At 66.4% G+C, this 23,596-nt stretch carries 14 protein-coding genes and 1 tRNA gene; 9 read left to right on the plus strand and 6 right to left on the minus strand.

Annotated features, from left to right (window positions below):
- The first annotated feature begins 329 nt into the window (after positions 1–329).
- The 4 genes from glnA to ACV22W_RS27635 all read left to right on the plus strand — a co-directional run bounded on the left by glnA (position 330) and on the right by ACV22W_RS27635 (position 6,831).
- Positions 330–1,745, plus strand: coding sequence for a type I glutamate--ammonia ligase (gene glnA, locus ACV22W_RS27620; protein ID WP_448022672.1), 1,416 nt, complete (start codon positions 330–332; stop codon positions 1,743–1,745).
- A gap of 161 nt (positions 1,746–1,906) precedes the next feature.
- The gene (glnL, locus tag ACV22W_RS27625) at positions 1,907–3,049 is read left to right on the plus strand and encodes a nitrogen regulation protein NR(II) (RefSeq protein ID WP_448022673.1); all 1,143 of its coding nucleotides are present in this window, start codon (positions 1,907–1,909) and stop codon (positions 3,047–3,049) included.
- A 46-nt stretch (positions 3,050–3,095) separates the two neighbouring features.
- Positions 3,096–4,625: a nitrogen regulation protein NR(I) gene (gene ntrC / locus ACV22W_RS27630; RefSeq protein ID WP_448022674.1), complete on the plus strand. Its 1,530-nt coding sequence runs from the start codon at positions 3,096–3,098 to the stop codon at positions 4,623–4,625.
- Positions 4,626–4,704: 79 nt separating this feature from the next.
- A complete protein-coding gene (locus ACV22W_RS27635; protein ID WP_448022675.1) occupies positions 4,705–6,831 on the plus strand; it encodes a prolyl oligopeptidase family serine peptidase in 2,127 nt (708 codons plus the stop codon).
- A 25-nt stretch (positions 6,832–6,856) separates the two neighbouring features.
- Here the strand turns inward: ACV22W_RS27635 and xth are convergent, their stop codons facing one another.
- On the minus strand, positions 6,857–7,633 hold the full coding sequence (gene xth / locus ACV22W_RS27640; protein WP_208456622.1) for an exodeoxyribonuclease III: 777 nt from the start codon (positions 7,631–7,633) through the stop codon (positions 6,857–6,859).
- A 181-nt stretch (positions 7,634–7,814) separates the two neighbouring features.
- On the opposite strand from xth, the gene ACV22W_RS27645 reads away from it, so the two are divergent.
- Positions 7,815–7,891: transfer RNA gene (locus ACV22W_RS27645), tRNA-Met, on the plus strand.
- An 82-nt stretch (positions 7,892–7,973) separates the two neighbouring features.
- On the opposite strand, the gene ACV22W_RS27650 is transcribed toward ACV22W_RS27645, so the two are convergent.
- Complete coding sequence (locus ACV22W_RS27650; RefSeq protein ID WP_448022676.1) at positions 7,974–8,666, minus strand: aspartate/glutamate racemase family protein; 693 nt, start codon at positions 8,664–8,666, stop codon at positions 7,974–7,976.
- A gap of 170 nt (positions 8,667–8,836) precedes the next feature.
- Between ACV22W_RS27650 and dinB the strand changes: the two genes are divergently transcribed.
- Positions 8,837–10,042 carry a DNA polymerase IV gene (dinB, locus tag ACV22W_RS27655; protein WP_448022677.1) on the plus strand — a complete coding sequence of 402 codons (1,206 nt, stop codon included), beginning with the start codon at positions 8,837–8,839 and terminating at the stop codon, positions 10,040–10,042.
- Positions 10,043–10,101: 59 nt separating this feature from the next.
- On the opposite strand, the gene ACV22W_RS27660 is transcribed toward dinB, so the two are convergent.
- The 4 genes from ACV22W_RS27660 to fixL form a co-directional block, all read right to left on the minus strand.
- A complete protein-coding gene (locus ACV22W_RS27660) occupies positions 10,102–12,189 on the minus strand; it encodes a M3 family metallopeptidase (protein ID WP_448022678.1) in 2,088 nt (695 codons plus the stop codon).
- A 254-nt stretch (positions 12,190–12,443) separates the two neighbouring features.
- Positions 12,444–13,301: a bifunctional methylenetetrahydrofolate dehydrogenase/methenyltetrahydrofolate cyclohydrolase FolD gene (folD, locus tag ACV22W_RS27665; protein ID WP_448022679.1), complete on the minus strand. Its 858-nt coding sequence runs from the start codon at positions 13,299–13,301 to the stop codon at positions 12,444–12,446.
- Positions 13,302–13,544: 243 nt separating this feature from the next.
- A complete protein-coding gene (gene fixJ, locus ACV22W_RS27670) occupies positions 13,545–14,183 on the minus strand; it encodes an oxygen response regulator transcription factor FixJ (protein ID WP_006493245.1) in 639 nt (212 codons plus the stop codon).
- Positions 14,180–16,696: an oxygen sensor histidine kinase FixL gene (gene fixL / locus ACV22W_RS27675; protein WP_448022680.1), complete on the minus strand. Its 2,517-nt coding sequence runs from the start codon at positions 16,694–16,696 to the stop codon at positions 14,180–14,182. The genes fixJ and fixL overlap by 4 nt, the downstream gene beginning before the upstream one ends.
- Positions 16,697–16,969: 273 nt before the next feature.
- Here fixL and aceE point away from each other — a divergent pair, with 273 nt between their 5' ends.
- From aceE to lpdA, 3 genes are all read left to right on the plus strand, one after another.
- On the plus strand, positions 16,970–19,666 hold the full coding sequence (aceE, locus tag ACV22W_RS27680; protein WP_448022681.1) for a pyruvate dehydrogenase (acetyl-transferring), homodimeric type: 2,697 nt from the start codon (positions 16,970–16,972) through the stop codon (positions 19,664–19,666).
- A 70-nt stretch (positions 19,667–19,736) separates the two neighbouring features.
- Positions 19,737–21,383, plus strand: a complete 1,647-nt coding sequence (gene aceF, locus ACV22W_RS27685) for a dihydrolipoyllysine-residue acetyltransferase (RefSeq protein WP_448022682.1) — start codon at positions 19,737–19,739, stop codon at positions 21,381–21,383.
- Positions 21,384–21,666: 283 nt separating this feature from the next.
- Positions 21,667–23,436, plus strand: a complete 1,770-nt coding sequence (gene lpdA, locus ACV22W_RS27690; RefSeq protein WP_448022683.1) for a dihydrolipoyl dehydrogenase — start codon at positions 21,667–21,669, stop codon at positions 23,434–23,436.
- The last annotated feature ends 160 nt before the right edge of the window (positions 23,437–23,596 follow it).

Here is a 23,596-nt window from a genome sequence, read left to right on the forward strand (position 1 = left end):
CAAGCACCGCCCACGGGTTCACCAAAAAGGTGCAGAATGGCGTGCGTGCACCAGAATGATTCCGTAGTATCGGCGCGCTTGGCCATTTGCACCACGAGAGTGCGGCCAGGCGATCGTCGATGCGGCGCGTGGCCCCGGAATCGCGCAGCCGGGCCCTGCCGTGGCGCGGGCTGGCGCGATTCATGTCGCTTCTGTGCATGGCTGGCACGGTTGCTGCTATATAGAATTCGGTCGACCCGGAGCGCGCTGCGCCAAAGCCAGACTCCGGGCAGCTCGATAAACGAGGCGGTTCCCAGTCCGCCGGAATTGTTCAATCAGGAGAAGAGGTTATGAGTAAAACCGTCGCCGACGTCATGCAGCTCGTGAAGGACGAGGACGTCAAGTTCATCGATTTCCGCTTCACGGATACGCGCGGCAAGGAACAGCACGTGTCGGTGCCGGTTTCGGCGTTTGACGAAGACAAGTTCGAAAGCGGTCATGCATTCGACGGCTCGTCGATCGCCGGCTGGAAGGGCATCGAGGCGTCGGACATGCTGCTCATGCCGGACCCGACCGCCGCGTTCATCGACCCGTTCTACGAAGAGTCGACGCTGGTGCTGACCTGCGACGTGGTCGAGCCGGCGGACGGCAAGGGCTACGAGCGCGACCCGCGTTCGCTCGCGAAGCGCGGCGAAGCGTACCTGAAGAGCACCGGCCTGGGCGACACCGCCTACTTCGGTCCGGAGCCGGAATTCTTCATTTTCGACTCGGTCCAGTGGAACACGGACATGTCGGGCTGCTTCGTGAAGATCAACTCGGAAGAAGCGCCGTGGTCGGCAGGCAAGGAATTCGAAGGCGGCAACACGGGCCACCGCCCGGGCACGAAGGGCGGCTACTTCCCGGTCGCGCCGGTCGACACGTTCCAGGACATGCGTTCGGAAATGTGCCTGCTGCTCGAACAGCTCGGCATCCCGGTCGAAGTGCACCACCACGAAGTGGCGGGCCAGGGCCAGAACGAAATCGGCACGAAGTTCTCGACGCTGGTGCAGCGCGCCGACTGGACGCAATGGTCGAAGTACATCATCCATAACGTCGCGCACTCGTACGGCAAGACGGCGACGTTCATGCCGAAGCCGGTCGTCGGCGACAACGGTTCGGGCATGCACGTTCACCAGTCGATCTGGAAGGACGGCCAGAACCTGTTCGCGGGCAACGGCTACGCCGGCCTGTCGGAATTCGCGCTGTTCTACATCGGCGGCATCATCAAGCACGCCCGCGCGCTGAACGCGATCACGAACCCGACGACGAACTCGTACAAGCGTCTGGTTCCGCACTTCGAGGCACCGGTCAAGCTCGCTTACTCGGCACGCAACCGCTCGGCATCGATCCGCATTCCGCACGTGTCGAACCCGAAGGGCCGCCGCATCGAAACGCGCTTCCCGGACCCGATGGCCAACCCGTACCTGTGCTTCACGGCGCTGATGATGGCCGGTCTCGACGGCGTGCAGAACAAGATCCACCCGGGCGAAGCTGCGGACAAGAACCTGTACGACCTGCCGCCGGAAGAGGATGCAAAGATCCCGACCGTCTGCGCAGGCCTCGACCAGGCACTGGAAGCGCTCGACAAGGATCGCGAGTTCCTGACGCGCGGTGGCGTGTTCACCGACGGCATGATCGATGCGTACCTCGCGCTGAAGGAGCAGGAGCTGGCGAAGTTCCGCATGACGACGCATCCGATCGAGTTCGAGATGTACTACTCGCTGTAATCGGCGATGGCGCTTCGATTCAGCGCCGTCATGCCGGTTCGTTCCCGTCGCGTGGCTTGCGGCGGGAACCGCGGAGTCTGAAAGGGGACGGCGTCCAGCCGTCCCTTTTTTGTTCCGAGCATTTCCATTTTCCGACCCGGTGAGGCGCGACGACACGCACGATGGCTCTGAAGAATCTGATCAAGGCGAAGACGGGGCAGCCCGAGCGACTGACGGACGACGAGCGGCTCTCGCGCTCGGGCCTGCTTGCGGGGCTGGAAGCGCTGCCGACGGTCGTGATCGTGCTCGACCGCAAGACGTTGCGGATCGCGTTCGCGAACCCGTCCGCGGAGGCGATGCTCGACATCTCGCGCCGGCAGCTCGCGCAGCGGCCGTGGGGCGAGATTTTCCCGAACGCGAACGAGCTCGCGTCGACGATCACCGCGATCGGCGAGGAGCGCTTTCACGCGACGCATCTCGATACCGTGCTCGACCGGCCCGGCCGCGAACCGCTGCACGTGCATGCGATCGTCGGTTTCATCGAGACGGCGCCCGATTTCGTGCTCGTCGAGCTGTTCGAGAACGAACGGCAGTCGCGCACCGATCGCGAGGAGCGCATCCACGACCTGACCGCGGTCAACAAGCAACTGATCCGCAACCTCGCGCACGAAATCAAGAACCCGCTCGGCGGCATTCGCGGCGCAGCCCAGTTGCTCGAATTCGAACTGAGCGAGCGCGAGCGCGGCGAGTTGCGCGAATACACGCAGGTGATCATCAAGGAGTCCGACCGCCTGCAGACGCTCGTCGACCGGTTGCTGGAGCCGCATCGGCATCCGCACATCGTCGGCGACGTCAACATCCATGAAGTGTGCGAACGCGTGCGCGCGGTGATGCTCGCGGAATTTCCGCGCGGGCTCACCATCGAGCGCGATTACGACGTGAGCGTGCCGGACCTGCGCGGCGACAAGGAGCAGCTGATCCAGGCGCTGCTGAACATCGTGCGCAACGCCGCGCAGGCCCTGCGCGAACGGATCGCGCAGGGCGACGCGAAGATCGAACTGCGCACGCGCGTCGCGCGCAAGGTGACGATCGCGAAGCGCCTGTACAAGCTGGCACTGGACTTGCACGTCGTCGACAACGGGCCCGGCATCCCGGAGGAGATCCGCGACCGGATCTTCTACCCGCTCGTGTCCGGGCGCGACGACGGTAGCGGCCTCGGCCTCACGCTCGCGCAGACCTTCGTGCAGCAGCACGACGGGATGATCGAAGTCGAGAGCCGGCCTGGCCGTACCGAATTTCAGATCCTGCTGCCGCTCGATCACTGAGCGACGGCATGGCGATTCACCGGATTCACCCATACCTGACCGACCTATGAAGCCGATCTGGATAGTAGACGACGACCAATCGATCCGCTGGGTGCTCGAAAAGGCACTCGCCCGGGACAGCTTCGCGACGAAGAGCTTCGCGAACGTGCGCGATGCGCTGGCCGCGCTCGACCACGAGACGCCGCAGGTGCTCGTGTCCGACATCCGGATGCCGGGCGGCTCCGGCCTCGAGCTGTTGCAGGCGATGCACGAGCGCTTGCCGGGCCTGCCCGTCATCATCATGACGGCGTTCTCCGACCTCGACAGCGCCGTTGCAGCGTTCCAGGGCGGCGCGTTCGAATATCTCGCGAAACCGTTCGACGTCGACAAGGCCGTCGAGCTGATTCGCCGCGCGGTCGAGGAGAGCCTGCGCGGCGGCGCGCCGCAGGACGAGCGCGTCGCGGAGGCGCCCGAGATGCTCGGCCAGGCGCCCGCGATGCAGGACATGTTCCGCGCGATCGGCCGCTTGTCGCATTCGGCCGCGACCGTGCTGATTACCGGCGAATCGGGCACCGGCAAGGAACTCGTCGCGCGGGCACTGCACCGTCACAGCCCGCGGGCGAACGGTCCGTTCATCGCGCTGAACACGGCAGCGATTCCGAAGGACCTGCTGGAATCCGAACTGTTCGGCCACGAGCGTGGCGCGTTCACCGGCGCGCAGACGACGCGCCAGGGCCGCTTCGAGCAGGCCGAGAACGGCACGCTGTTCCTCGACGAAATCGGCGACATGCCGTTCGATCTGCAGACGCGCCTGTTGCGCGTGCTGTCGGACGGCCAGTTCTATCGGGTCGGCGGCCACAACCCGCTGCGCGCGAACGTGCGCGTGATCGCCGCGACGCACCAGAATCTGGAGGCGCGCGTGCGGCAGGGGCTGTTCCGGGAGGACCTTTACCACCGGCTCAACGTGATCCGGCTGCGGCTGCCGCCGCTGCGCGAACGCAGCGAGGACATCGCGCTGCTCACGCGTCATTTCCTGCAGAAGAGCGCGCGCGATCTCGGCGTCGAGCCGAAGCGCGTGTCGGACGAAGCGCTCGCGTATCTGACGTCGCTGCCGTTTCCCGGCAATGTGCGGCAGCTCGAGAACCTCGCGAACTGGCTGACCGTGATGGCGCCCGCGCAGACGGTCGAGATCAAGGACTTGCCGCCCGACCTCGTGCCGGCAGGCGCGCCGGTGACCGCGACGGCCGATGGCGCGGATGCACTTGGCGGCGTGAGCGGCGGCGTTGCGGGCGACGCGGCGCGCGCGCAGCTGGCGGCCGGTATCGTGCCGTTGACGGCGGCGCCCGTCGCGGCCGCACCGAACGGTGCGCCGACCGGTTATCCGATGTGGGAAAGCGGGCTGCGCACCGAAGTCGCGCGGCTGCTGCGCGAGAATTCGGCCGACGTGATGGACGAGCTTGCACGCCGCTTCGAGGCGGCCGTGATTCGCGAGGCGCTCGACTTTACGCGCGGCCGCAAGGTCGAGGCGGCGGAGCGGCTCGGCATCGGCCGCAATACCATCACGCGCAAGATCCAGGAACTGCATCTCGAGCCGTAAATCTCCGTCGCGGCATGCGCGGGCGTCGCGCATGCCGTGATCGGACATAATCGCGGTTTGCCGTCAGGTGCGTTCCGTCATGTCCGATTCCTTCCGCTGGCCCGCCGGGGCCGATCCCTTCCGCTTTCTCGAGGCGCTCGACAGCAAGCGTGCCCGCGCTTGGGTCGACGAACAGAACGCGCGCACGCGTGTCGCGCTGCGCGACGACGATGCGTATCGCGCGCTCACCGCGCGGCTCGCGCAAGCGTATCTGCCGCGCGAACGCCCGGTGATTCCGACCCGCTGGCGCGACTGGGCGTACGACTTGTGGCAGGACGATCTCCATCCGAAGGGTCTGTGGCGCCGCGCGCGCTGGGACGACTGGCGCGCCGGGCGGCCCGAATGGGAAACGCTGCTCGACGTCGACGCGCTCGGCGCGCAAGAGGGTGAGTCGTGGGTGTTCGAGCAGGATGCGATCCTGTACCCCGACGGTGACCGCGCGCTGCTGTCGCTGTCGCCGGGCGGGGCCGACGCCGTCGTCGTGCGCGAGTTCGATCTCGTGCAGCGCCGTTTCGTCGACGGCGGTTTCACGATCGACGAGCCGGGGCATCACACGGTCGGCTGGATCGGTCGCGATACCGTCTACGTAAGCTGGGATCGCGGTGAAGCGCATGCGACCGCAGCCGGCTATCCGTACGATGCGCGCCGCTGGGTGCGCGGCACGCCGCTTGCCGATGCGCCGGTCGTGTTTCGCGGCGAGCCCGACGACATCAGCGCGGGCGCGTGGTTCGACCCGATCGACGGCCGTCACGTCGCGTGGCGCAGCGTCGATTTCTTCGATGCACACGCGTACTGGCTGACCGACGCGGGCGAGTGGGCGCGCTACGACGTGCCGACGCATGTCGAGGTCGGCTTCTGGGAAGGCTGGCTCGTGCTGGAGCCGCGGCTCGACTGGGACTGCGGCGGCGTGCATCACGCGGGCGGCTCGCTGCTCGCGATCCGCGAGCAGGCGTTCCTGGCAGGGTCGCGCGAGCTCACGACGTTGTTCGCGCCGCAACCGTCGACATCCGCCTGCACGTGGACGCACACGCGCACGATGCTGATCGCGAGCTGGCTCGACGATGTTCACAACCGCACGATGCTGTGGCAGCCGCGCCAGGGCGAGGACGGCGCGTGGACGTGGGAGGCGCGGCCGTTCGACTGGCCGGGCGATGCGCAGATCGACGTCGAGCCGGTCGAGTCGACGCTGAACGACGACGTGTACGTGGACGTCGATACCTATCTCGATCCGCCCGAATGCTGGCTCGTAGATCTGGCCGATCGCGCGGCCGATGCGCCGTCGCGCCGCGTGCTGCTCGACCGGCCGCCGGTGCGGTTCGATGCGGCCGGGCTGGTGGTGCGTCGTGCGAATGCCCGTTCGCGCGACGGCACGGCGGTGCCGTACACGCTGATCGGGTCGCGTGACGCGCTCGACGCACTCGATGCACCGGAGCGCGCCGACGGCAGCACCCGCGTCGCGCGCCCGTGCCTGCTGTCAGGCTACGGCGGTTTCGCGATTCCGAACCTGCCGGGCTACAGCGATGCACTCGGCATTGCGTGGCTCGAACGCGGCGGTGTCGCGGCGTTCGCGCACATCCGGGGTGGCGGCGAATTCGGGCCGGGCTGGCACGTCGACGCGCAGCGCGAACATCGGCAGCGCTCGTTCGACGACTTCATCGCGGTGGCCGAGGACCTGATCCGCACCGGCGTGACGACGGCCGCGCAGCTCGGCATCGAGGGCGGCAGCAACGGCGGGCTGCTGGAGGGCGCCTGCATGGTGCAGCGTCCGGAACTGTTCGGCGCGGTGCTGTGCCGCGTGCCGCTGCTCGACATGCGGCGCTATCCGAAGCTGCATGCGGGCGCCGCGTGGCTCGACGAGTACGGCGATCCGGACGATGCGCGCGAGGGCGCGGCACTCGCCGCCTACTCGCCGTATCACCGCGTGCGCGACGGTGTCGTGTATCCGCCGCTGCTGCTGACGACGTCGACGCGCGACGACCGCGTGCATCCCGCGCATGCGCGCAAGATGGCCGCGCGCATGCATGCGCTCGGACACGAACGGGTGTGGTACTGGGAGAACACCGACGGCGGCCACGGCAGCGCCGACGATCTGGAGCGAGCCGAATCGGATGCGGCGGAATTCGGCTTCCTGTGGACGCATCTCGGGCCCGCGCCCACGCGCGGTTGAGCGCGGGCGCGAGCGGGCAGGGGGTTTAGCCGACGATCGCGACGACGGGCGTGTGGTCGGACGGCTGGTCCCACGTGCGCGGCACGCGGTCGACTTCGCACGACGTGCAGGTGGCGGCGAGCGCCGGCGACAGCAGGACGTGGTCGATGCGCAGCCCCGCGTTGCGGCGGAACGCGAACATCCGGTAGTCCCACCACGTGAAGGTCTTCTCCGGCTGTTCGAAACGGCGGAATGCATCGACGAAGCCGAGTTCGATCAGCTTCGCGAAGTGCGCGCGCTCCTGCGGCGACACGAGGTTCTGGCCTTCCCATTTCGCCGGGTCGTGCACATCGCGATCTTCCGGCGCGATGTTGTAGTCGCCGAGCAGCGCGAGCTTCGGGTAGCGCTGCATCTCGGTGCTCAGCCAAGCATGCAGCGCGTCGAGCCACTGCATCTTGTAGACGAACTTGTCGGAGTCGGGCGCCTGGCCGTTCGGGAAATAGGCGGACACGATGCGCACGCCGTCGACCGTCACGGCGATCACGCGCTGCTGCGGATCGTCGAAGCCGGGGATGTTGCGCACGACGTCCGATTCGTCGACGGCGAGCGTGTCGCGCACGAGGATCGCGACGCCGTTGTAGGTCTTCTGGCCCGTGAACCAGCTGCGGTAGCCGGCAGCCTCGAGATCGGCGCGCGGATACTTCTCGTCGGGCAGCTTCAGTTCCTGCAGGCACAGCACGTCGGTTCCGCTTTGCGCGAGCCAGTCGAGCACGTGCTGCTTGCGGACGTTGAGCGAGTTGACGTTCCAGGTGGCGATTTTCATGAACGGGAATGCGTGCGGGGTGAATGCGAAGGCCGCCATCTTACCGCGAGCAAGGGGCGCGAACGCGCGCGACACGCGACGCGAAGCAGGCGCGATGCATCGCGTTATCGACGACCTGCAAAGAAAATGTGACAAAAGTGTTGACGTGAGTACTTCATCACCCTATAATTTATTTTTCTGACGCGGGGTGGAGCAGTCTGGCAGCTCGTCGGGCTCATAACCCGAAGGTCGTAGGTTCAAATCCTACCCCCGCAACCAAGCACACCAGACGATGTGCAGCGCAAGTGACCGATGCGCGCTTCGTCGACAGGAACCCGGCCTCGTGCCGGGTTTTTTGTTTTCAGCCCGCCGCCCACTCGACCGCCGCCTTCGCATGCAGCGCGGTCGTGTCGAACACCGGCAGCGGCGAATCGTCCGCACCGATCAGCAGCGTGATTTCCGTGCAGCCGAGTATCACCGCCTGCGCGCCGCGTGTTGCCAGTTCGTCGATGATGGCCACGTAGGTCGCGCGCGACCCTGCATCGATCACGCCATGACACAGCTCGTCGTAGATGATCCGGTGCACGTCGCTGCGCGCGGATTCGTCCGGCACCAGCACGTCGAGGCCGAATTTGTCGCGCAGACGCGCCGCGTAGAACGGCAGTTCCATCGTGTAGCGCGTGCCGAGCAGCGCGACGCGCTCGACGCCCGCTGCACGCAGCGCGGCGCCGGTCGGATCGGCGATGTGCAGGAACGGCAGCGCCACCGCAGCCTCGATCGCGCCGTGCACGCGGTGCATCGTGTTGGTCGTCAGCACGATGAGATCGGCGCCGGCCGCTTCGAGCCGGCGCGCGGCATCGGGCATCCGCTCGCCGAGCGCGGCCCAGTCCTGCGCGCGCTGCAGCGCCTCGATCTCCGCGAAATCCACCGTGACCAGCACGCTCTTCGCATTGTGATGGGCGCCGTGCAGCGCCTTCGAATGGCGATTGATCATCCGGTAGTACTCCGCCGACGATTCCCAGCTCATCCCGCCGATCAGTCCGATCGTCTTCATCCGTCACCCGTGCGTTTCGTAACCTGTGGCAGACGAGTATAGGGGGCGGTCCTTGCGCGCGGCGGTACGATCCGCGCGAAGCGGACCGGTACGGTGCGGCCGGCCGGAACGTGCCGGAACTGCGCGGAGGCGATCGAACGCGACAGCACGCGACAGTTGAAACGGCCACTGTGTTTTTGTACAGTATCGGCACCGTGAATCCGACCATCATCCCGCCTGCCGATCCGCGCGTGCCGTCACCCGGCGACGCGCCGTCACGCGTGCGCAAGATCATCCATTGCGACTGCGACTGCTTTTACGCGTCGGTCGAGATGCGCGACGACCCGTCGCTGCGCAACCGGCCGCTCGCGGTCGGCGGCCGGCCCGACCAGCGCGGCGTGATCGCGACCTGCAACTACGAGGCGCGGCGCTACGGCGTGCATTCGGCGATGTCGTCGGCGCTGGCGATGCGCAAGTGCCCGGACCTGCTGATCCTGCCGTCCGCGATGGACAAGTACCGCGCGGCGTCGCGGCAGATCATGGCGATCTATCGCGACTACACGCGTGACGTCGAGCCGCTGTCGCTCGACGAGGCGTACCTCGACGTCAGCGGCTCCGAACTGTGCCAGGGCAGCGCGACGCTGATTGCGCGGGAGATTCGCCAGCGCGTGTACGACACGGTCGGCGTGACGGTGTCGGCGGGTGTCGCGCCGAACAAGTTCATCGCGAAAATCGCGTCCGACTGGAACAAGCCCGACGGCCTGTTCGTCGTGCGCCCGCATGAGGTCGATGCATTCGTCGCGGCGTTGCCGGTGCGCAAGCTGCACGGCGTCGGCCAGGTGACGGCCACGCGGCTCGACCGGTTCGGCATCCAGACCTGCGCGCAGTTGCGCGACTGGTCGCTGATCGACCTGCATCGCGAGTTTGGCGCGTTCGGCCGGCGGCTGTACCAACTGGCGCGCGGAATCGACGAGCGGCCGGTGCAGGCCGATCAGGAGCGCAAGTCGGTCAGCGTCGAGACGACCTACGTGACCGACCTGACGACGCTCGAGCAATGCGCGGACGAGATTCGTCGCCTCGTCGTTCAGCTCGACGCGCGGATCGCGCGCGCGGGCGCGGCCCGCACGATCCGCAAGCTGTACGTGAAGATCCGCTTCGCCGATTTCCAGCGCACGACGGTCGAGTGCGTGGCCGACGCGACGAATGCGCAGACGGCCGTCACGCTGCTTGCGAAGGGGCTGCAGCGGCGCGCGCAGGCCGTGCGGCTGCTCGGCGTCGGCGTGCGCATCGACGAGGACACGGCCGAGCGTCACGGGCAGTTTTCGCTGTTCGACGACGAGGCCGACCGCAACAACGACAACACGGACGAAGCCGGCGGCGAAACGCCGGCACCATGAAAAAGGCACCGCCGAAGCGGTGCCTTTCGATGCTGCCGGACGAGCCGGGCAGGGCATGCTCAGTGCGCGGGGGAAGCCATCCCGTTGTGGCGCAGCAGCGCGTCGATTTCCGGCTCGCGGCCGCGGAACGCCTTGAACGAATCCATCGCCGGACGGCTGCCGCCGACTTCGAGGATCTCGCGGCGATAGCGCGTGCCGGTCGCCGCATCGAGCACGCTGCCGCTTGCGGCAGCCGCTTCCTCGAACGCCGCGTACGCGTCGGCCGACAGCACCTCGGCCCACTTGTAGCTGTAGTAGCCGGCCGCATAACCGCCCGCGAAAATGTGGCTGAACGTGTTCGGCCAGCGCGAGAACGCCGCCTGCGGGATCACGTGGTAGCGCTCGTTGATCTCGCGCGCGAACGCGTTCACGCCGGTCGTGCCGGCCGGGTCGAAGTCGACGTGCAGCAGCATGTCGAACATCGAGAACACGATCTGGCGGAGCGTGCCGAGGCCACTCTGGAAGTTCTTCGCGGCGATCATCTTGTCGAACAGCTCGCGCGGCAGCACGGCGCCCGTATCGACATGCGACGACATCGACGACAGCACGTCCCATTCCCAGCAGAAGTTTTCCATGAACTGCGATGGCAGTTCGACCGCATCCCATTCGACGCCGTTGATGCCCGACACGCCGAGTTCGTCGACGCGCGTGAGCATGTGATGCAGCCCGTGTCCGAATTCATGGAACAGCGTGATGACTTCGTCGTGCGTGAAGCATGCGGGCTTGCCGCCGACCGGTGCCGAGAAGTTGCAGGTCAGATACGCGACCGGCGTCTGCACGGCGTTGCCGCGCTTCGCGCGCGCACGCGCATCGTCCATCCACGCGCCGCCGCGCTTGCCTTCGCGTGCATACAGGTCGAGATAGAACTGCGCGACGAGCGAGCCGTCGCGGTTCTCCACGCGGAAGAAACGCACGTCCTTGTGCCACACCGGTGCGTCGTCCGGCTTGATCCGCACACCGAACAGCGTTTCGGTGACGGTGAACAGGCCCTTCAGCACGGCCGGTTCCGGGAAATACTGCTTGACCTCGTTTTCCGAGAACGCGTAGCGTTGCTGGCGCAGCCGCTCGGCCGCGAACGCGACGTCCCATGGCGCGAGCTCGGTCAGACCGAGGTCCTTCGCGGCGAACGCGCGCAGTTCGTCCCAGTCCTTGTCAGCGTGCGGTCGCGCGCGCGTCGCGAGATCCTCGAGGAACGCGATCACCTGCTGCGGCGATTCGGCCATCTTCGGCGCGAGCGACACTTCGGCGAAGTTGCGGTAGCCGAGCATCTGCGCTTCTTCGCGGCGCAGCTTCAGTTCGTCGGCGACGATCGCCGTGTTGTCCCACTCGGCCTTGCCGCCGCCGTACTGCGGGCCGAGTTCCGATGCGCGGGTCGCATACGCGCGGTACAGCGTCTCGCGCATCGCGCGATTCTCGGCGTACTGCAGCACGGGGAAGTAGGACGGGAAGTGCAGCGTGAACTTCCAGCCTTCCTTGCCTTCCTTCTGCGCGGCTTCGCGAGCCGCTTCGATCGCGTCGCCCGGCAGGCCGGCCAGCTCGGCTTCGTCGTGCGCGAAATACGCATACGCGTTGGTCGCATCGAGCACGTGGTCGGAGAACGCCTTCGACAGCGCGGCCTGCTGCTCCTGCAGTTCCGCGAAGCGCGGCTTCCGGTCCTCGGGCAACTCGGCGCCCGACAGGCGGAAATCGCGCAGCGCGTTGTCGAGGATCTTCTTGCGCTCGGCGGACAGCGTCGCGTATTCGGCGCTCGCGGCGATCGCCTTGTACTTCTCGTACAACGCGAGGTTCTGGCCGACGCTCGACCAGAACTCGGTCACGCGCGGCAGGTTTTCGCCGTAGGCGGCGCGCAACTCCGGCGTATCGGCGACCGCGTTCAGGTGGCCGACGACGCCCCATGCACGCCCGAGCGGCTCCGTCGCCTGCTCGACCGTCTCGACGATCGCGGCCCATGTCGCCGGCGTCGCTGGCGCGCTCGCGGTGTCGACCGCGCGGTTGGCGGCATCGAGCAGCGTATCGAGCGCGGGCGTCACGTGTTCCGGACGAATCTCGCCGAAGCGGGGCAGGCCGGAAAAATCGAGGAGCGGATTGGTGTTGGCGCTGGCGGACATTAAGACTCCCTGTCTGTTGCCGGATGAACCGGGGTGAAAAGGGTGAGGCGCGATGCGGCGGCGCCCGATACCGACATTATTGGGGCGCATCGCGCGCTTTCCAATCGTTAGTTTCTAACGACGCGATTGGTTGCGCTCGGTGCGGGGTCGGATTCGGGGGAGTTTGGTGCAACGGCGCGGCCGCGACGGCGGCCGGCCAGACGCCGGCGCACGAATGCGCGCCGGCTGGGCGGGCAGGGGCGATCGGGTTGCGATCAGGCGGCCGCGGCGGCGCGCTCGGCGGCTTCGATCGTGTTGATCAGCAGCATCGTGATGGTCATCGGGCCGACACCGCCCGGCACCGGCGTGATGTGGCCGGCGACTTCCTTCACGCCGGCGAAATCGACGTCGCCGCACAGCTTGCCCGCGTCGTCGCGGTTCATGCCGACGTCGATCACCGTCGCGCCAGGCTTGACCATGTCGGCCGTCAGGATGTTGCGCTTGCCGACCGCGGCGACCACGACGTCGGCCTGGCGCGTGTGTGCGGCGAGGTCGCGGGTCTTGCTGTGGCAGATCGTCACGGTCGCGCCGGCTTCGAGCAGCAGCATCGCCATCGGCTTGCCGACGATGTTCGAGCGGCCGATCACGACCGCGTTCGCGCCTTGCAGCGGGATGTCATGTGCTTCGAACATCTTCATCACGCCGTACGGCGTGCACGGGCGGAACAGCGGCTTGCCCGTCATCAGCGCGCCGGCGTTCGCGACGTGGAAGCCGTCGACGTCCTTCTCCGGCGCGATCGCCTCGATCACCTTGTGGCTGTCGATGTGCTTCGGCAGCGGCAGCTGGACCAGGATGCCGTGGATCTTCGGGTCGCGGTTCAGTTCGTCGATGCGCGCCAGCAGGTCGGTTTCCGACAGCGTGTCCGGGTACGCATCCTTCAGCGAGAAGAAACCGTTGTCCTCGCACGCCTTGATCTTGTTGCGCACGTAGACTTCGCTCGCGGGGTTGGCGCCGACGAGGATCACCGCGAGACCGGGCTGGTGGCCGCGTGCGGTCAGGGCGGCGGCGCGTTCGGCGGCCTGCGCGCGCAAGGTCTTCGAGAGGGCGTTGCCGTCGATGAGGAGGGCTGTCATGGTGGTGGTCCTGCCGGGAAGTTGGAATGCGGGCGTGCGGCGCGCGAAGCGCCGCAGCAAAACACGCAATTATACCGGTCGCCTGCCGTCGTCCGACAGCGAATACAAGGAAAGCGTCATGGCGGCGGTGCCGGCGCGCCGGGAGGAAGCGCCGGGCCGCACCGCGCGAGTGGGCCGCATCGCACGGCGCGGCAGGGCGACGGTGCGGCCGGCGGGGCAAGTGCCCGCGGCCGCACGCGACGTTCAGGCCTGCTTCTTCGACAGCGCGAGGCGCAGCAGATCGGCGACCGTGTTGACGTTGAGCTTTTCCATGATGTTCGCGCGGTGCGCTTCGACCGTCTTGATGCTGATCCCGAGGTCGTCCGCGATCTGCTTGTTCAGGCGGCCGGCGATGATCCGCTCGAGCACCTGCTGCTCTCGCGCGGTCAGCTTCGACAGGCGCTCGCTCGCGGCGCGCTGTTCCTGGACGCTCTTGCTTTCGCTTCGGGCCTTGTCGAGCATCCGCTCGACGAGCTTGCGCAGCTCGGCCTCGTCGAACGGTTTCTCGATAAAGTCCATCGCACCCTTTTTCATCGTCGACACCGCCATCGGCACGTCGCCGTGGCCCGTGACGAAGATGATCGGCAGCGCGGCGTTGTCGGCGATCAGGCGTTCCTGCAGTTCGAGGCCGCTCATGCCCGACATCCGCACGTCGAGGATCAGGCAGGCGATCTGGCCGGCCTGCTGCGCCGGCTGATAGGCATCGAGGAACTGCTCGGCGCTCGAGAAGCATTGCACGCGATAGCCGTTCGCCTCCAGCAGCCAGCGCAGCGAGTCCCGTACGGCCTCGTCGTCGTCGACGACGAAGACAGTTTCCTGAGTGGTGGTGACAGGGCTATTCATAGTTCTCCCGTAACGGTATGTGATGCCGATGCCTCGCGCCCCCCTTGGCCGAGATCAGCGGGTTCCCCAATGGGCAGGCTGCAGTGGAATGTCGCGCCGGAAATGCGGCCGTCCGGTTCGACATTGTTGACCACCCACAGACGCCCCCGATGCGATTCGATGATCGAACGGCAGATGTTCAGCCCCATGCCCATGCCGTCGGACTTGGTGCTGTAAAACGGTTCGAACAGGCGTTCGGCGGTCGCTTCGTCCACGCCCGGACCCTGGTCGATCACGCGGATGTCGACGAAACCCGCGTCGAGGTCGGCGACGACGCGGATCACGCCGTCCGCCGATGCCGGCTTCACGTCGGCCATTGCCTCGGCCGCGTTCTTCATCAGGTTCACGAGCACCTGCTCGATCAGCACGGGGTCGACATAAATAATAGGCATTCTTGCGAGGATTTCCGTGACGATCCGGATCCTGCGCTTCCTGGCCTCGATTTCGGCGAGCCCGACCGCGTCGGCGACGATGTCCGCCACCCGTGCCGGCTGGCGCTTCGGCTCGCTGCGCTTCACGAATTCACGGATCCGCTTGACGATCATCCCCGCGCGCAGCGCCTGCTGCGCGGTCTTTTCCAGCGCGGGCTGCAGCGTCTCGGGCGTGCCGCGGCCGCTCTTCACGAGCGCGAGCGTGCCCGAGCAGTAGTTGTTGATCGCGGCGAGCGGCTGGTTCAATTCGTGAGCAATCGACGACGCCATTTCGCCCATCGTCATCAATCGGCTCGTGAATTGCAGCTTCTCTTCCTGCTGGTGCGCGAGTTCCTGCGCCTTCTTGCGGGTCGTGATGTCGGTCGCGATCTGCATCTGCGCGAGGTGGCCGTCCACCCACTGGATGTACTGGCGGCGCACCTCGAACCACTTCTGGATGCTCTCGACGTACACTTCCTGGGCGTCGGCCGTGCTGCTCGTCAGCGCGGCGGCCGGCAGGCCCGCGAACGCGTCGACCATGTCGATCGAGTCGGACGATGCCTGCGCGCGGTCGAAGCCGCCGCCGGACAGCTCGAGGTGGCCGTCCGGGCGGATCCCGAACAGATGGCGATAGTAGCGGTTCGCGAACAGCAGCTCGGCTTCGTCGGCGGCGAGAACCGACACGGCGGCGTCGAGGCTTTCGAGCACCGTCGTGAAGCGCTCGTGAGCGGCCGCGAGTTCCTCGCGCGCGCGCTTCGGCTCGGTGATGTCGGTCATCGATGACATCCAGCCGGTCTGGCGGCCCGAGCTGTCGATCAGCGGTGACACGTAGAGGCGCGCATGGAACAGCGTGCCGTTCTTGCGCCGCACACGCAGCTCGAAGCCCGAGCTCGGCGCCTTGCCGCGCAGCGTCATGTCGAGCTGGCGCTGCATTTCCGGGTAGGCGTCGCGCGGCCAGTACGGGAACGGCGCGACCTTGCCGACGAGGTCGGTCTCGTCCCAGCCCGTCATCCGGCAGAACGCGGGGTTCACGTGCGTGATGCGGCCGTGCATGTCGAGCACGCGCATGCCGATCAGCACCGAGTTTTCCATCGCGCGGCGGAAGAAGGCTTCCGCGTACAGCGCCTGCTGCGCTTCGAAGCGCTGGCGCGTGTGCTTCCACAGGCTCCAGAGGCTCCACAGCACGAAGCACGACAGCCCGGCGACCAGCCACACGAGCGTGTTGTTGGTCAGGTTCGTGAGCTGAGGGAACGCGTACACGCGCACGGTCAGCCCCTGGCCGGGCGGATCCAGCGGCAGGTCGTAGTGGGAATCGCGCGGCAGGCGCGGGCGCGTCGACGTGGACGACAGCTCGCGGTTGTTCGAGTCGGTGATCGAGATCTTGTATTTCGACGACAGCTCCTGCGGGATGTCGTGCTTCAGGATCCCTTCGACCGAGAACACCGCGGCGATCGAGCCGAGATATTCGCGGTCGCCGCGCATCACGGGCGTCTGCAGCGTGATGAAGCCGTTGCCGAAGTCGTCGTAGATCAGTGGCGAATAGGCCTGGCGGCGCGTGCTGCGCGCCTCGTCGTATGCGCCGCGCACGGCGTCCTGCATTTGCGCGTCGCCGGGCTTCGCGAGCCGCTGGCCGAGCAGCGGCGGGTGCACGGTCGGCCAGCGCTGCACGCCGGGCGCGGTGTACCAGTTCAGATAGAGGATTTCCGGATGCGTCTGCATCACGTCCGCGACGGCCATCTGGAATGCATTCTGGTCGAGACGGCCGGACGCGAGATCGCGCGACAGTGCCTGCAGCTGCTCCTGCGCGCCCGTCATCGACAGGCGGATCTGCTGCTGCGCCCACGCGACGTTACGGAACAGGGTGTCTTCCTGCTGCTGCTGTTCGCGGCGATTGAGGCTCCATAGAATCAGGCTCATCACCACGAGGAACACGAGGATCGACAGCAGCGGCGTCAGCAAATAGGAGTTGGACCACCACGGTCCGTGGTGCCAGCGGGACGGCTGCGACTCCGCCGGCGGGCCCGACGGTCGCGCCGAGCGTGCGAAAAGCCGATCGGTCAACATGGCAGGATTGTAGCGCAGCGCAATACATGGAAAACCCATACCGGATATGTTGAACGGAAACGGATTTGTGCTCGCGGCGCATGCCGGAGAGGCCCGAAACGAGGGTGCAGCGCAGCAATATTCCGCATTGCGAGAAAAGATCTCACAATTCGAAAATTTTGTTGCGCGTGGCCGTGCACGATCATTACAATCCGTCGGAGCTTGCCCGCAGCCGGCCGCGTCGCGTCGTCTGCACGAGAGCGATCCTCACATTCCAGGACCCAGGAGACGAGAATGTCCGCTGTACCGAACGAAGTGATGAAATATGTCGCCGCCGATCGTGACGACGACCCGCAAGAAACCGTTGAATGGCTCGAGTCGCTCGACGGCGTGATCTCCTCCGTGGGCACCGGCCGCGCGCACTACCTGATCGAAAAGCAGATCGAATTCGCCCGCATGCACGGCGAACACCTGCCGTTCTCCGCCAACACCCCGTACATCAACACGATCCCGGTCGAAGCCCAGGCGAAGATTCCGGGCGACCAGGACGTCGAGCACCGCATCCGTTCGTACACGCGCTGGAACGCGCTGGCGATGGTGCTGCGCGCAGGCAAGGACACGAACGTCGGCGGCCACATCGCGTCGTTCGCGTCGGCCGCGACGCTCTATGACGTCGGCTACAACCACTTCTGGCACGCGGCGTCGGACCAGCACGGCGGCGATCTCGTGTTCGTGCAGGGCCACTCGTCGCCGGGCGTGTATTCGCGCGCATTCCTGCTCGGCCGCCTGTCGGAAGAGCAGCTCGACAGCTTCCGCCAGGAAGTCGACGGCAAGGGCATCTCGTCGTACCCGCACCCGTGGCTGATGCCGGACTTCTGGCAGTTCCCGACCGTGTCGATGGGTCTCGGCCCGATCATGGCGATCTACCAGGCGCGCTTCATGAAGTACCTGGAATCGCGCGGCATCGCGAAGACCGCCGGCCGCAAGGTCTGGGCGTTCCTCGGCGACGGCGAGACGGACGAGCCGGAATCGCTCGGCGCGATCGGCATGGCGAGCCGCGAGAAGCTCGACAACCTCGTGTTCGTGATCAACTGCAACCTGCAGCGTCTCGACGGCCCGGTGCGCGGCAACGGCAAGATCATCCAGGAACTGGAATCGGAATTCCGCGGCGCCGGCTGGAACGTGATCAAGGTCATCTGGGGCAGCCGCTGGGATGCGCTGTTCGCACGCGACAAGTCGGGCGCGCTGATGCGCCGCATGATGGAAGCCGTCGACGGCGAATACCAGACGTACAAGTCGGAGTCGGGCGCGTACGTGCGCGAGCACTTCTTCAACACGCCTGAACTGAAGGCACTCGTCGCCGACTGGTCGGACGACGACATCTGGGCGCTGAACCGCGGCGGCCACGATCCGCACAAGATCTACGCGGCATTCCACGAAGCGACCAACACGAAGGGCGCGCCGACCGTCATCCTCGCGAAGACCATCAAGGGCTACGGGATGGGCGAGTCGGGCCAGGCGATGAACATCACGCACCAGCAGAAGAAGCTGCCGGTCGAGCAACTGAAGAAGTTCCGTGACCAGTTCCGCCTGCCGATCACCGACGAGCAGATCGCCGACGTGCCGTACCTGAAGTTCGAGGAAGGTTCGAAGGAACTCGAATACATGCGCCAGAAGCGCATGGACCTCGGCGGCTACCTGCCGCATCGCCGCGAGAAGGCGACGTCGCTGCCGGTGCCGGCGCTCGACGCATTCGAGCCGCTGCTGAAGGGCACGGGCGAAGGCCGCGAGATCTCGACGACGATGGCGTTCGTGCGGATCCTGAACATCCTGCTGAAGGACAAGGCGCTGGGCAAGCGCGTCGTGCCGATCGTCCCGGACGAATCGCGTACGTTCGGCATGGAAGGCCTGTTCCGCCAGATCGGTATCTGGAACCAGGAAGGCCAGAAGTACGTGCCGGAAGATTCCGACCAGCTGATGTTCTACAAGGAATCGGAAACCGGCCAGATCCTGCAGGAAGGCATCAACGAAGCGGGCGGCATGTGCGACTGGATCGCGGCGGCGACGTCGTATTCGACGCACGGCGAGATCATGGTGCCGTTCTACATCTTCTATTCGATGTTCGGCTTCCAGCGGATCGGCGACCTGGCATGGGCGGCGGGCGACATGCGCTCGCGCGGCTTCCTGCTCGGCGGCACCGCGGGCCGCACGACGCTGAACGGCGAAGGCCTGCAGCACGAAGACGGTCACTCGCTCCTGTGGGCGGCATCGGTGCCGAACTGCGTGAGCTACGACCCGACGTTCGGCTACGAACTCGCGGTGATCATCCAGGACGGTCTGCGCCGCATGGTGCAGGACCAGGAAGACGTGTACTACTACATCACTGTGATGAACGAGAACTACGAGCACCCGGCGATTCCGCAGGGCGAGCACGTGGCGGCCGACATCATCAAGGGCATGTACGCGTTCAAGAAGGCCGACGCCGACCAGAAGGCGCCGCGCGTGCAGCTGCTCGGCGCGGGCACGATCTTCAACGAAGTGATTGCCGCCGCCGACCTGCTGAAGAACGACTGGGGCGTCGCGGCCGACCTGTGGAGCGTGCCGAGCTTCACCGAACTCGCGCGTGAAGGTCACGAAATCGAGCGCTGGAATCTGCTCCATCCGACCGAGGAGCGTCGCCTGTCGCACGTGCAGAAGTGCCTGAAGGACACGCAAGGCCCGGTCATCGCATCGACCGACTACGTGCGCGCGCTGGTCGACCAGATCCGCGGCCAGATCGATCGCCGCTTCGTCGTGCTGGGCACGGACGGCTTCGGTCGTTCGGACACCCGCGAGAAGCTGCGTCACTTCTTCGAAGTCGACCGTCACTGGGTCACCGTCGCCGCGCTGAACGCGCTGGCCGACGAAGGCACGATCGAGCGCAAGGTGGTCGCGGACGCGATTGCCAAGTACAACCTCGATCCGTCGAAGCCCAACCCGATGACCGTTTAACGCACACGCGCCGTGTGATGCCGCGCGCCGCTTCCGGGAGGGGCGCGCGCGGCCATGGAGACACAAAAAGATGAGTCAAGCGATCGAAGTGAAGGTGCCGGATATCGGCGATTACAAGGACGTGCCCGTCATCGAGGTGCTCGTGAAGGTGGGCGACACGGTCGAGCCCGAGCAGTCGCTCGTCACGCTCGAGTCGGACAAGGCGACGATGGACGTCCCGAGCCCGGCAGCCGGCACGGTCAAGGAAGTGAAGATCAAGGTGGGCGATTCCGTATCGGAAGGCTCGCTGATCATCCTGCTCGAAGGCGGCGCCGCGGCGCAGGTGAACGGCGCGGCCGCGCCGGCAGCAGCGCCGGCTCCGGCGGCAGCGCCGGCACCGGCCGCAGCCGCGCCGGCTGCCGCTCCCGCTGCGTCGGGCGGCACGCTCGAGGTGACGGTACCCGACATCGGCGACTACAAGGACGTCCCGGTGATCGAGATCGGCGTGAAGGTCGGTGACGCGGTCGAGAAGGAGCAGTCGCTCGTCACGCTCGAATCGGACAAGGCGACGATGGACGTGCCGAGCCCGGCCGCCGGTGTCGTGAAGGAAATCAAGGTCAAGGTGGGCGACTCGGTGTCGGAAGGCACGCTGATCGTGCTGCTCGACGCCGCTGGCGCAGCGCCGGCCGCCGCGCCGCAAGCGAGCGCACCGGCGCCGGCCGCTGCCGCGCCGGCACCCGCCGCCGCACCGGCCCCCGCGAAGGCCGCGCCGGCTCCGGCTGCTGCCGCGCCGGCCGCTGCACCGTCGGGCGAGTATCGCGCGAGCCACGCATCGCCGTCCGTGCGCAAGTTCGCGCGCGAACTCGGCGTCGAAGTCGCACGCGTGCAGGGTAGCGGTCCGAAGGGCCGTATCACGAAGGACGACATTACCGGCTTCGTGAAGGGCGTGATGACGGGCCAGCGCGCAGCACCGGGCGCGGCAGCCGCGCCGGCAGGCGGCGGCGAGCTGAACCTGCTGCCGTGGCCGAAGGTCGACTTCTCGAAGTTCGGCCCGTTCGAGGCGAAACCGCTGTCGCGCATCAAGAAGATCTCGGGCGCGAACCTGCATCGCAACTGGGTGATGATCCCGCACGTCACGAACAACGACGAAGCGGACATCACCGAGCTCGAAGCGCTGCGCGTGCAGCTGAACAAGGAGCACGAGAAGGCCGGCGTGAAGTTCACGATGCTCGCATTCGTGATCAAGGCGGTCGTCGCGGCGCTGAAGAAGTTCCCGACCTTCAATGCGAGCCTCGACGGCGACAACCTGGTGTTCAAGCAGTACTACCACATCGGTTTCGCCGCGGACACGCCGAACGGTCTCGTCGTGCCGGTGATCCGCGACGCGGACAAGAAGGGCCTCGTCGACATCGCGAAGGAAATGGCCGAGCTGTCGAAGGCCGCGCGCGACGGCAAGCTGAAGCCGGACCAGATGCAGGGCGGCTGCTTCTCGATCTCGTCGCTCGGCGGGATCGGCGGCACCAACTTCACGCCGATCATCAACGCGCCGGAAGTCGCGATCCTCGGGTTGTCGCGCGGTCAGATGAAGCCGGTGTGGGACGGCAAGCAGTTCGTGCCGCGTCTGACGCTGCCGCTGTCGCTGTCGTATGACCATCGTGTCATCGATGGCGCGGAAGCCGCGCGGTTCAATGCGTATCTCGGTGCGTTGCTTGCCGATTTCCGTCGCATCATTCTTTGATGAGCGTGGGAGTGGCTCGCGGGGGCGTGGGTTTCTGTTCGGTTGTCCACGCCTTTTCGTTGAACCTGTTTTGCTAACGGTCTATTAGCGTCGCCCCTGCGCGGGGCGGCGGTTAGTTTTCTTTGTCTTCCAAAGAAAAGTAACCAAAAGAAAGGCGCGTCCTTGGGCGGACGGCAAAGGTGGTCCTGCCCAGGTTCGCGTTCTCTTGTCCGGCCGTGGTCGCAACTGGTTCTTGCGCGGGTTTCTCCCCCTCTGTCTGCAGCTAATCAAGAAGGGGACAGTAATGAGTCTCATCGAAGTCAAGGTTCCGGATATCGGCGATTTCAGCGGCGTCGATGTCATCGAAGTCAACGTGAAGCCGGGCGACGTGATCGAAAAAGAGCAAACGCTCATCACGCTCGAATCGGACAAGGCCTCCATGGAAGTGCCCAGCGACATCGCCGGCACGGTCAAGGAAGTCAAGGTCAAGGCCGGCGAGAAAGTCTCGCAAGGCACGGTCATCGCCATCGTCGAAGCTTCGGCAGGCGCCGCCGCTCCGGCGAAAGCAGCCGAACCCGCGAAGGTCGCAGCACCGGCTCCGGCCGCTGCGCCCGCCGCCGCTGCGGCACCCGCGCCGCAAGCCGGCAGCTACAGCGGCTCCGCCGACATCGAGTGCGACATGCTCGTGCTCGGCGCCGGCCCCGGCGGCTATTCGGCCGCGTTCCGCGCAGCCGACCTCGGCATGAAGACGGTGCTGGTCGAACGCTACTCGACGCTCGGCGGCGTCTGCCTGAACGTCGGTTGCATTCCGTCGAAGGCACTGCTGCACACGGCGCTCGTCGTCGAGGAAGCCGAAGCGCTCGCGGCGCACGGCATCTCGTTCGGCAAGCCGCAGGTCGATCTCGACAAGCTGCGCGACTTCAAGGGCGGCGTCGTCAAGAAGCTGACGACGGGCCTCGCCGGCATGGCGAAGGCGCGCAAGGTCGAAGTGGTCACCGGCGTCGGCGCATTCGTCGATCCGTATCACATGGAAGTGCAGGGCGAAAACGGCAAGAAGGTCGTCAAGTTCAAGCAGGCGATCATCGCCGCCGGCTCGCAGGCAGTGAAGCTGCCGTTCATGCCGGAAGACCCGCGCGTCGTCGATTCGACGGGCGCGCTCGAGCTGCGTCAACTGCCCAAGCGCATGCTCGTGATCGGCGGCGGCATCATCGGCCTCGAAATGGCGACGGTGTACTCGACGCTCGGCGCCGAGATCGACGTCGTCGAAATGATGGACGGCCTGATGATGGGCGCGGACCGCGATCTCGTGAAGGTCTGGGAAAAGTACAACGCGAAGCGCTTCGGCAACGTGATGCTGAAGACCAAGACGGTCGGCGCGGAGGCGAAGGAAGACGGCATCTACGTGAAGTTCGAGGGCGAGAAGGCGCCGGCGGAAGCGCAGCGCTACGACCTCGTGCTCGTCGCGGTGGGCCGCAGCCCGAACGGCAAGAAGATCGGTGCCGACAAGGCCGGCGTCGCGGTCACCGACCGCGGCTTCATCGACGTCGACAAGCAGATGCGCACTAACGTCCCGCACATCTTCGCGATCGGCGACGTCGTCGGCCAGCCGATGCTCGCGCACAAGGCCGTGCATGAAGGCCACGTCGCAGCGGAAGCCGCACACGGCGAGAAGGCATACTTCGACGCGCTGCAGATCCCGTCGGTGGCATACACGGATCCGGAAGTGGCCTGGGCCGGCAAGACGGAAGACCAGTGCAAGGCCGAAGGCATCAAATACGGCAAGGCCGTGTTCCCGTGGGCCGCATCGGGCCGCGCAATCGCAAACGGCCGCGACGAAGGCTTCACGAAGCTGATCTTCGACGAGGAAACCCATCGCGTGATCGGCGGCGGCATTGTCGGCCTGAACGCGGGTGACCTGATCAGCGAAGTGTGTCTGGCCGTCGAGATGGGCGCGGACGCGGAAGACATCGGCAAGACGATCCATCCGCACCCGACGCTCGGCGAATCGGTCGGCATGGCCGCCGAGCTGTACGAAGGCGTCTGTACGGACTTGCCGCCGCAACGCAAGAAGTAACGCGATCGGCATGGCCGGCCTCGTGCCGGCCACGAAAAACGCCGCCGCCCGGGAATCCGGACGGCGGCGTTTTCTTTTGTCCGCAGCCGACGGCAGTGCCCCCAACGCGCTGGCGGCGACCCGATGCCCGGATGTTCCGACGCCGGAAACGAAAAAAAGC

Source organism: Burkholderia sp. AW49-1 (assembly GCF_053427845.1).

Bases quoted from the DNA above. Each gene is read 5' to 3' on its own strand.
- glnA (WP_448022672.1), top strand. From the start codon at position 330: ATGAGTAAAACCGTCGCCGACGTCATGCAGCTCGTGAAGGACGAGGAC.
- glnL (WP_448022673.1), top strand. From the start codon at position 1,907: ATGGCTCTGAAGAATCTGATCAAGGCGAAGACGGGGCAGCCCGAGCGA.
- ntrC (WP_448022674.1), top strand. From the start codon at position 3,096: ATGAAGCCGATCTGGATAGTAGACGACGACCAATCGATCCGCTGGGTG.
- ACV22W_RS27635 (WP_448022675.1), top strand. From the start codon at position 4,705: ATGTCCGATTCCTTCCGCTGGCCCGCCGGGGCCGATCCCTTCCGCTTT.
- xth (WP_208456622.1), bottom strand. From the start codon at position 7,633: ATGAAAATCGCCACCTGGAACGTCAACTCGCTCAACGTCCGCAAGCAG.
- ACV22W_RS27650 (WP_448022676.1), bottom strand. From the start codon at position 8,666: ATGAAGACGATCGGACTGATCGGCGGGATGAGCTGGGAATCGTCGGCG.
- ACV22W_RS27660 (WP_448022678.1), bottom strand. From the start codon at position 12,189: ATGTCCGCCAGCGCCAACACCAATCCGCTCCTCGATTTTTCCGGCCTG.
- folD (WP_448022679.1), bottom strand. From the start codon at position 13,301: ATGACAGCCCTCCTCATCGACGGCAACGCCCTCTCGAAGACCTTGCGC.
- fixJ (WP_006493245.1), bottom strand. From the start codon at position 14,183: ATGAATAGCCCTGTCACCACCACTCAGGAAACTGTCTTCGTCGTCGAC.
- fixL (WP_448022680.1), bottom strand. From the start codon at position 16,696: ATGTTGACCGATCGGCTTTTCGCACGCTCGGCGCGACCGTCGGGCCCG.
- aceE (WP_448022681.1), top strand. From the start codon at position 16,970: ATGTCCGCTGTACCGAACGAAGTGATGAAATATGTCGCCGCCGATCGT.
- aceF (WP_448022682.1), top strand. From the start codon at position 19,737: ATGAGTCAAGCGATCGAAGTGAAGGTGCCGGATATCGGCGATTACAAG.
- lpdA (WP_448022683.1), top strand. From the start codon at position 21,667: ATGAGTCTCATCGAAGTCAAGGTTCCGGATATCGGCGATTTCAGCGGC.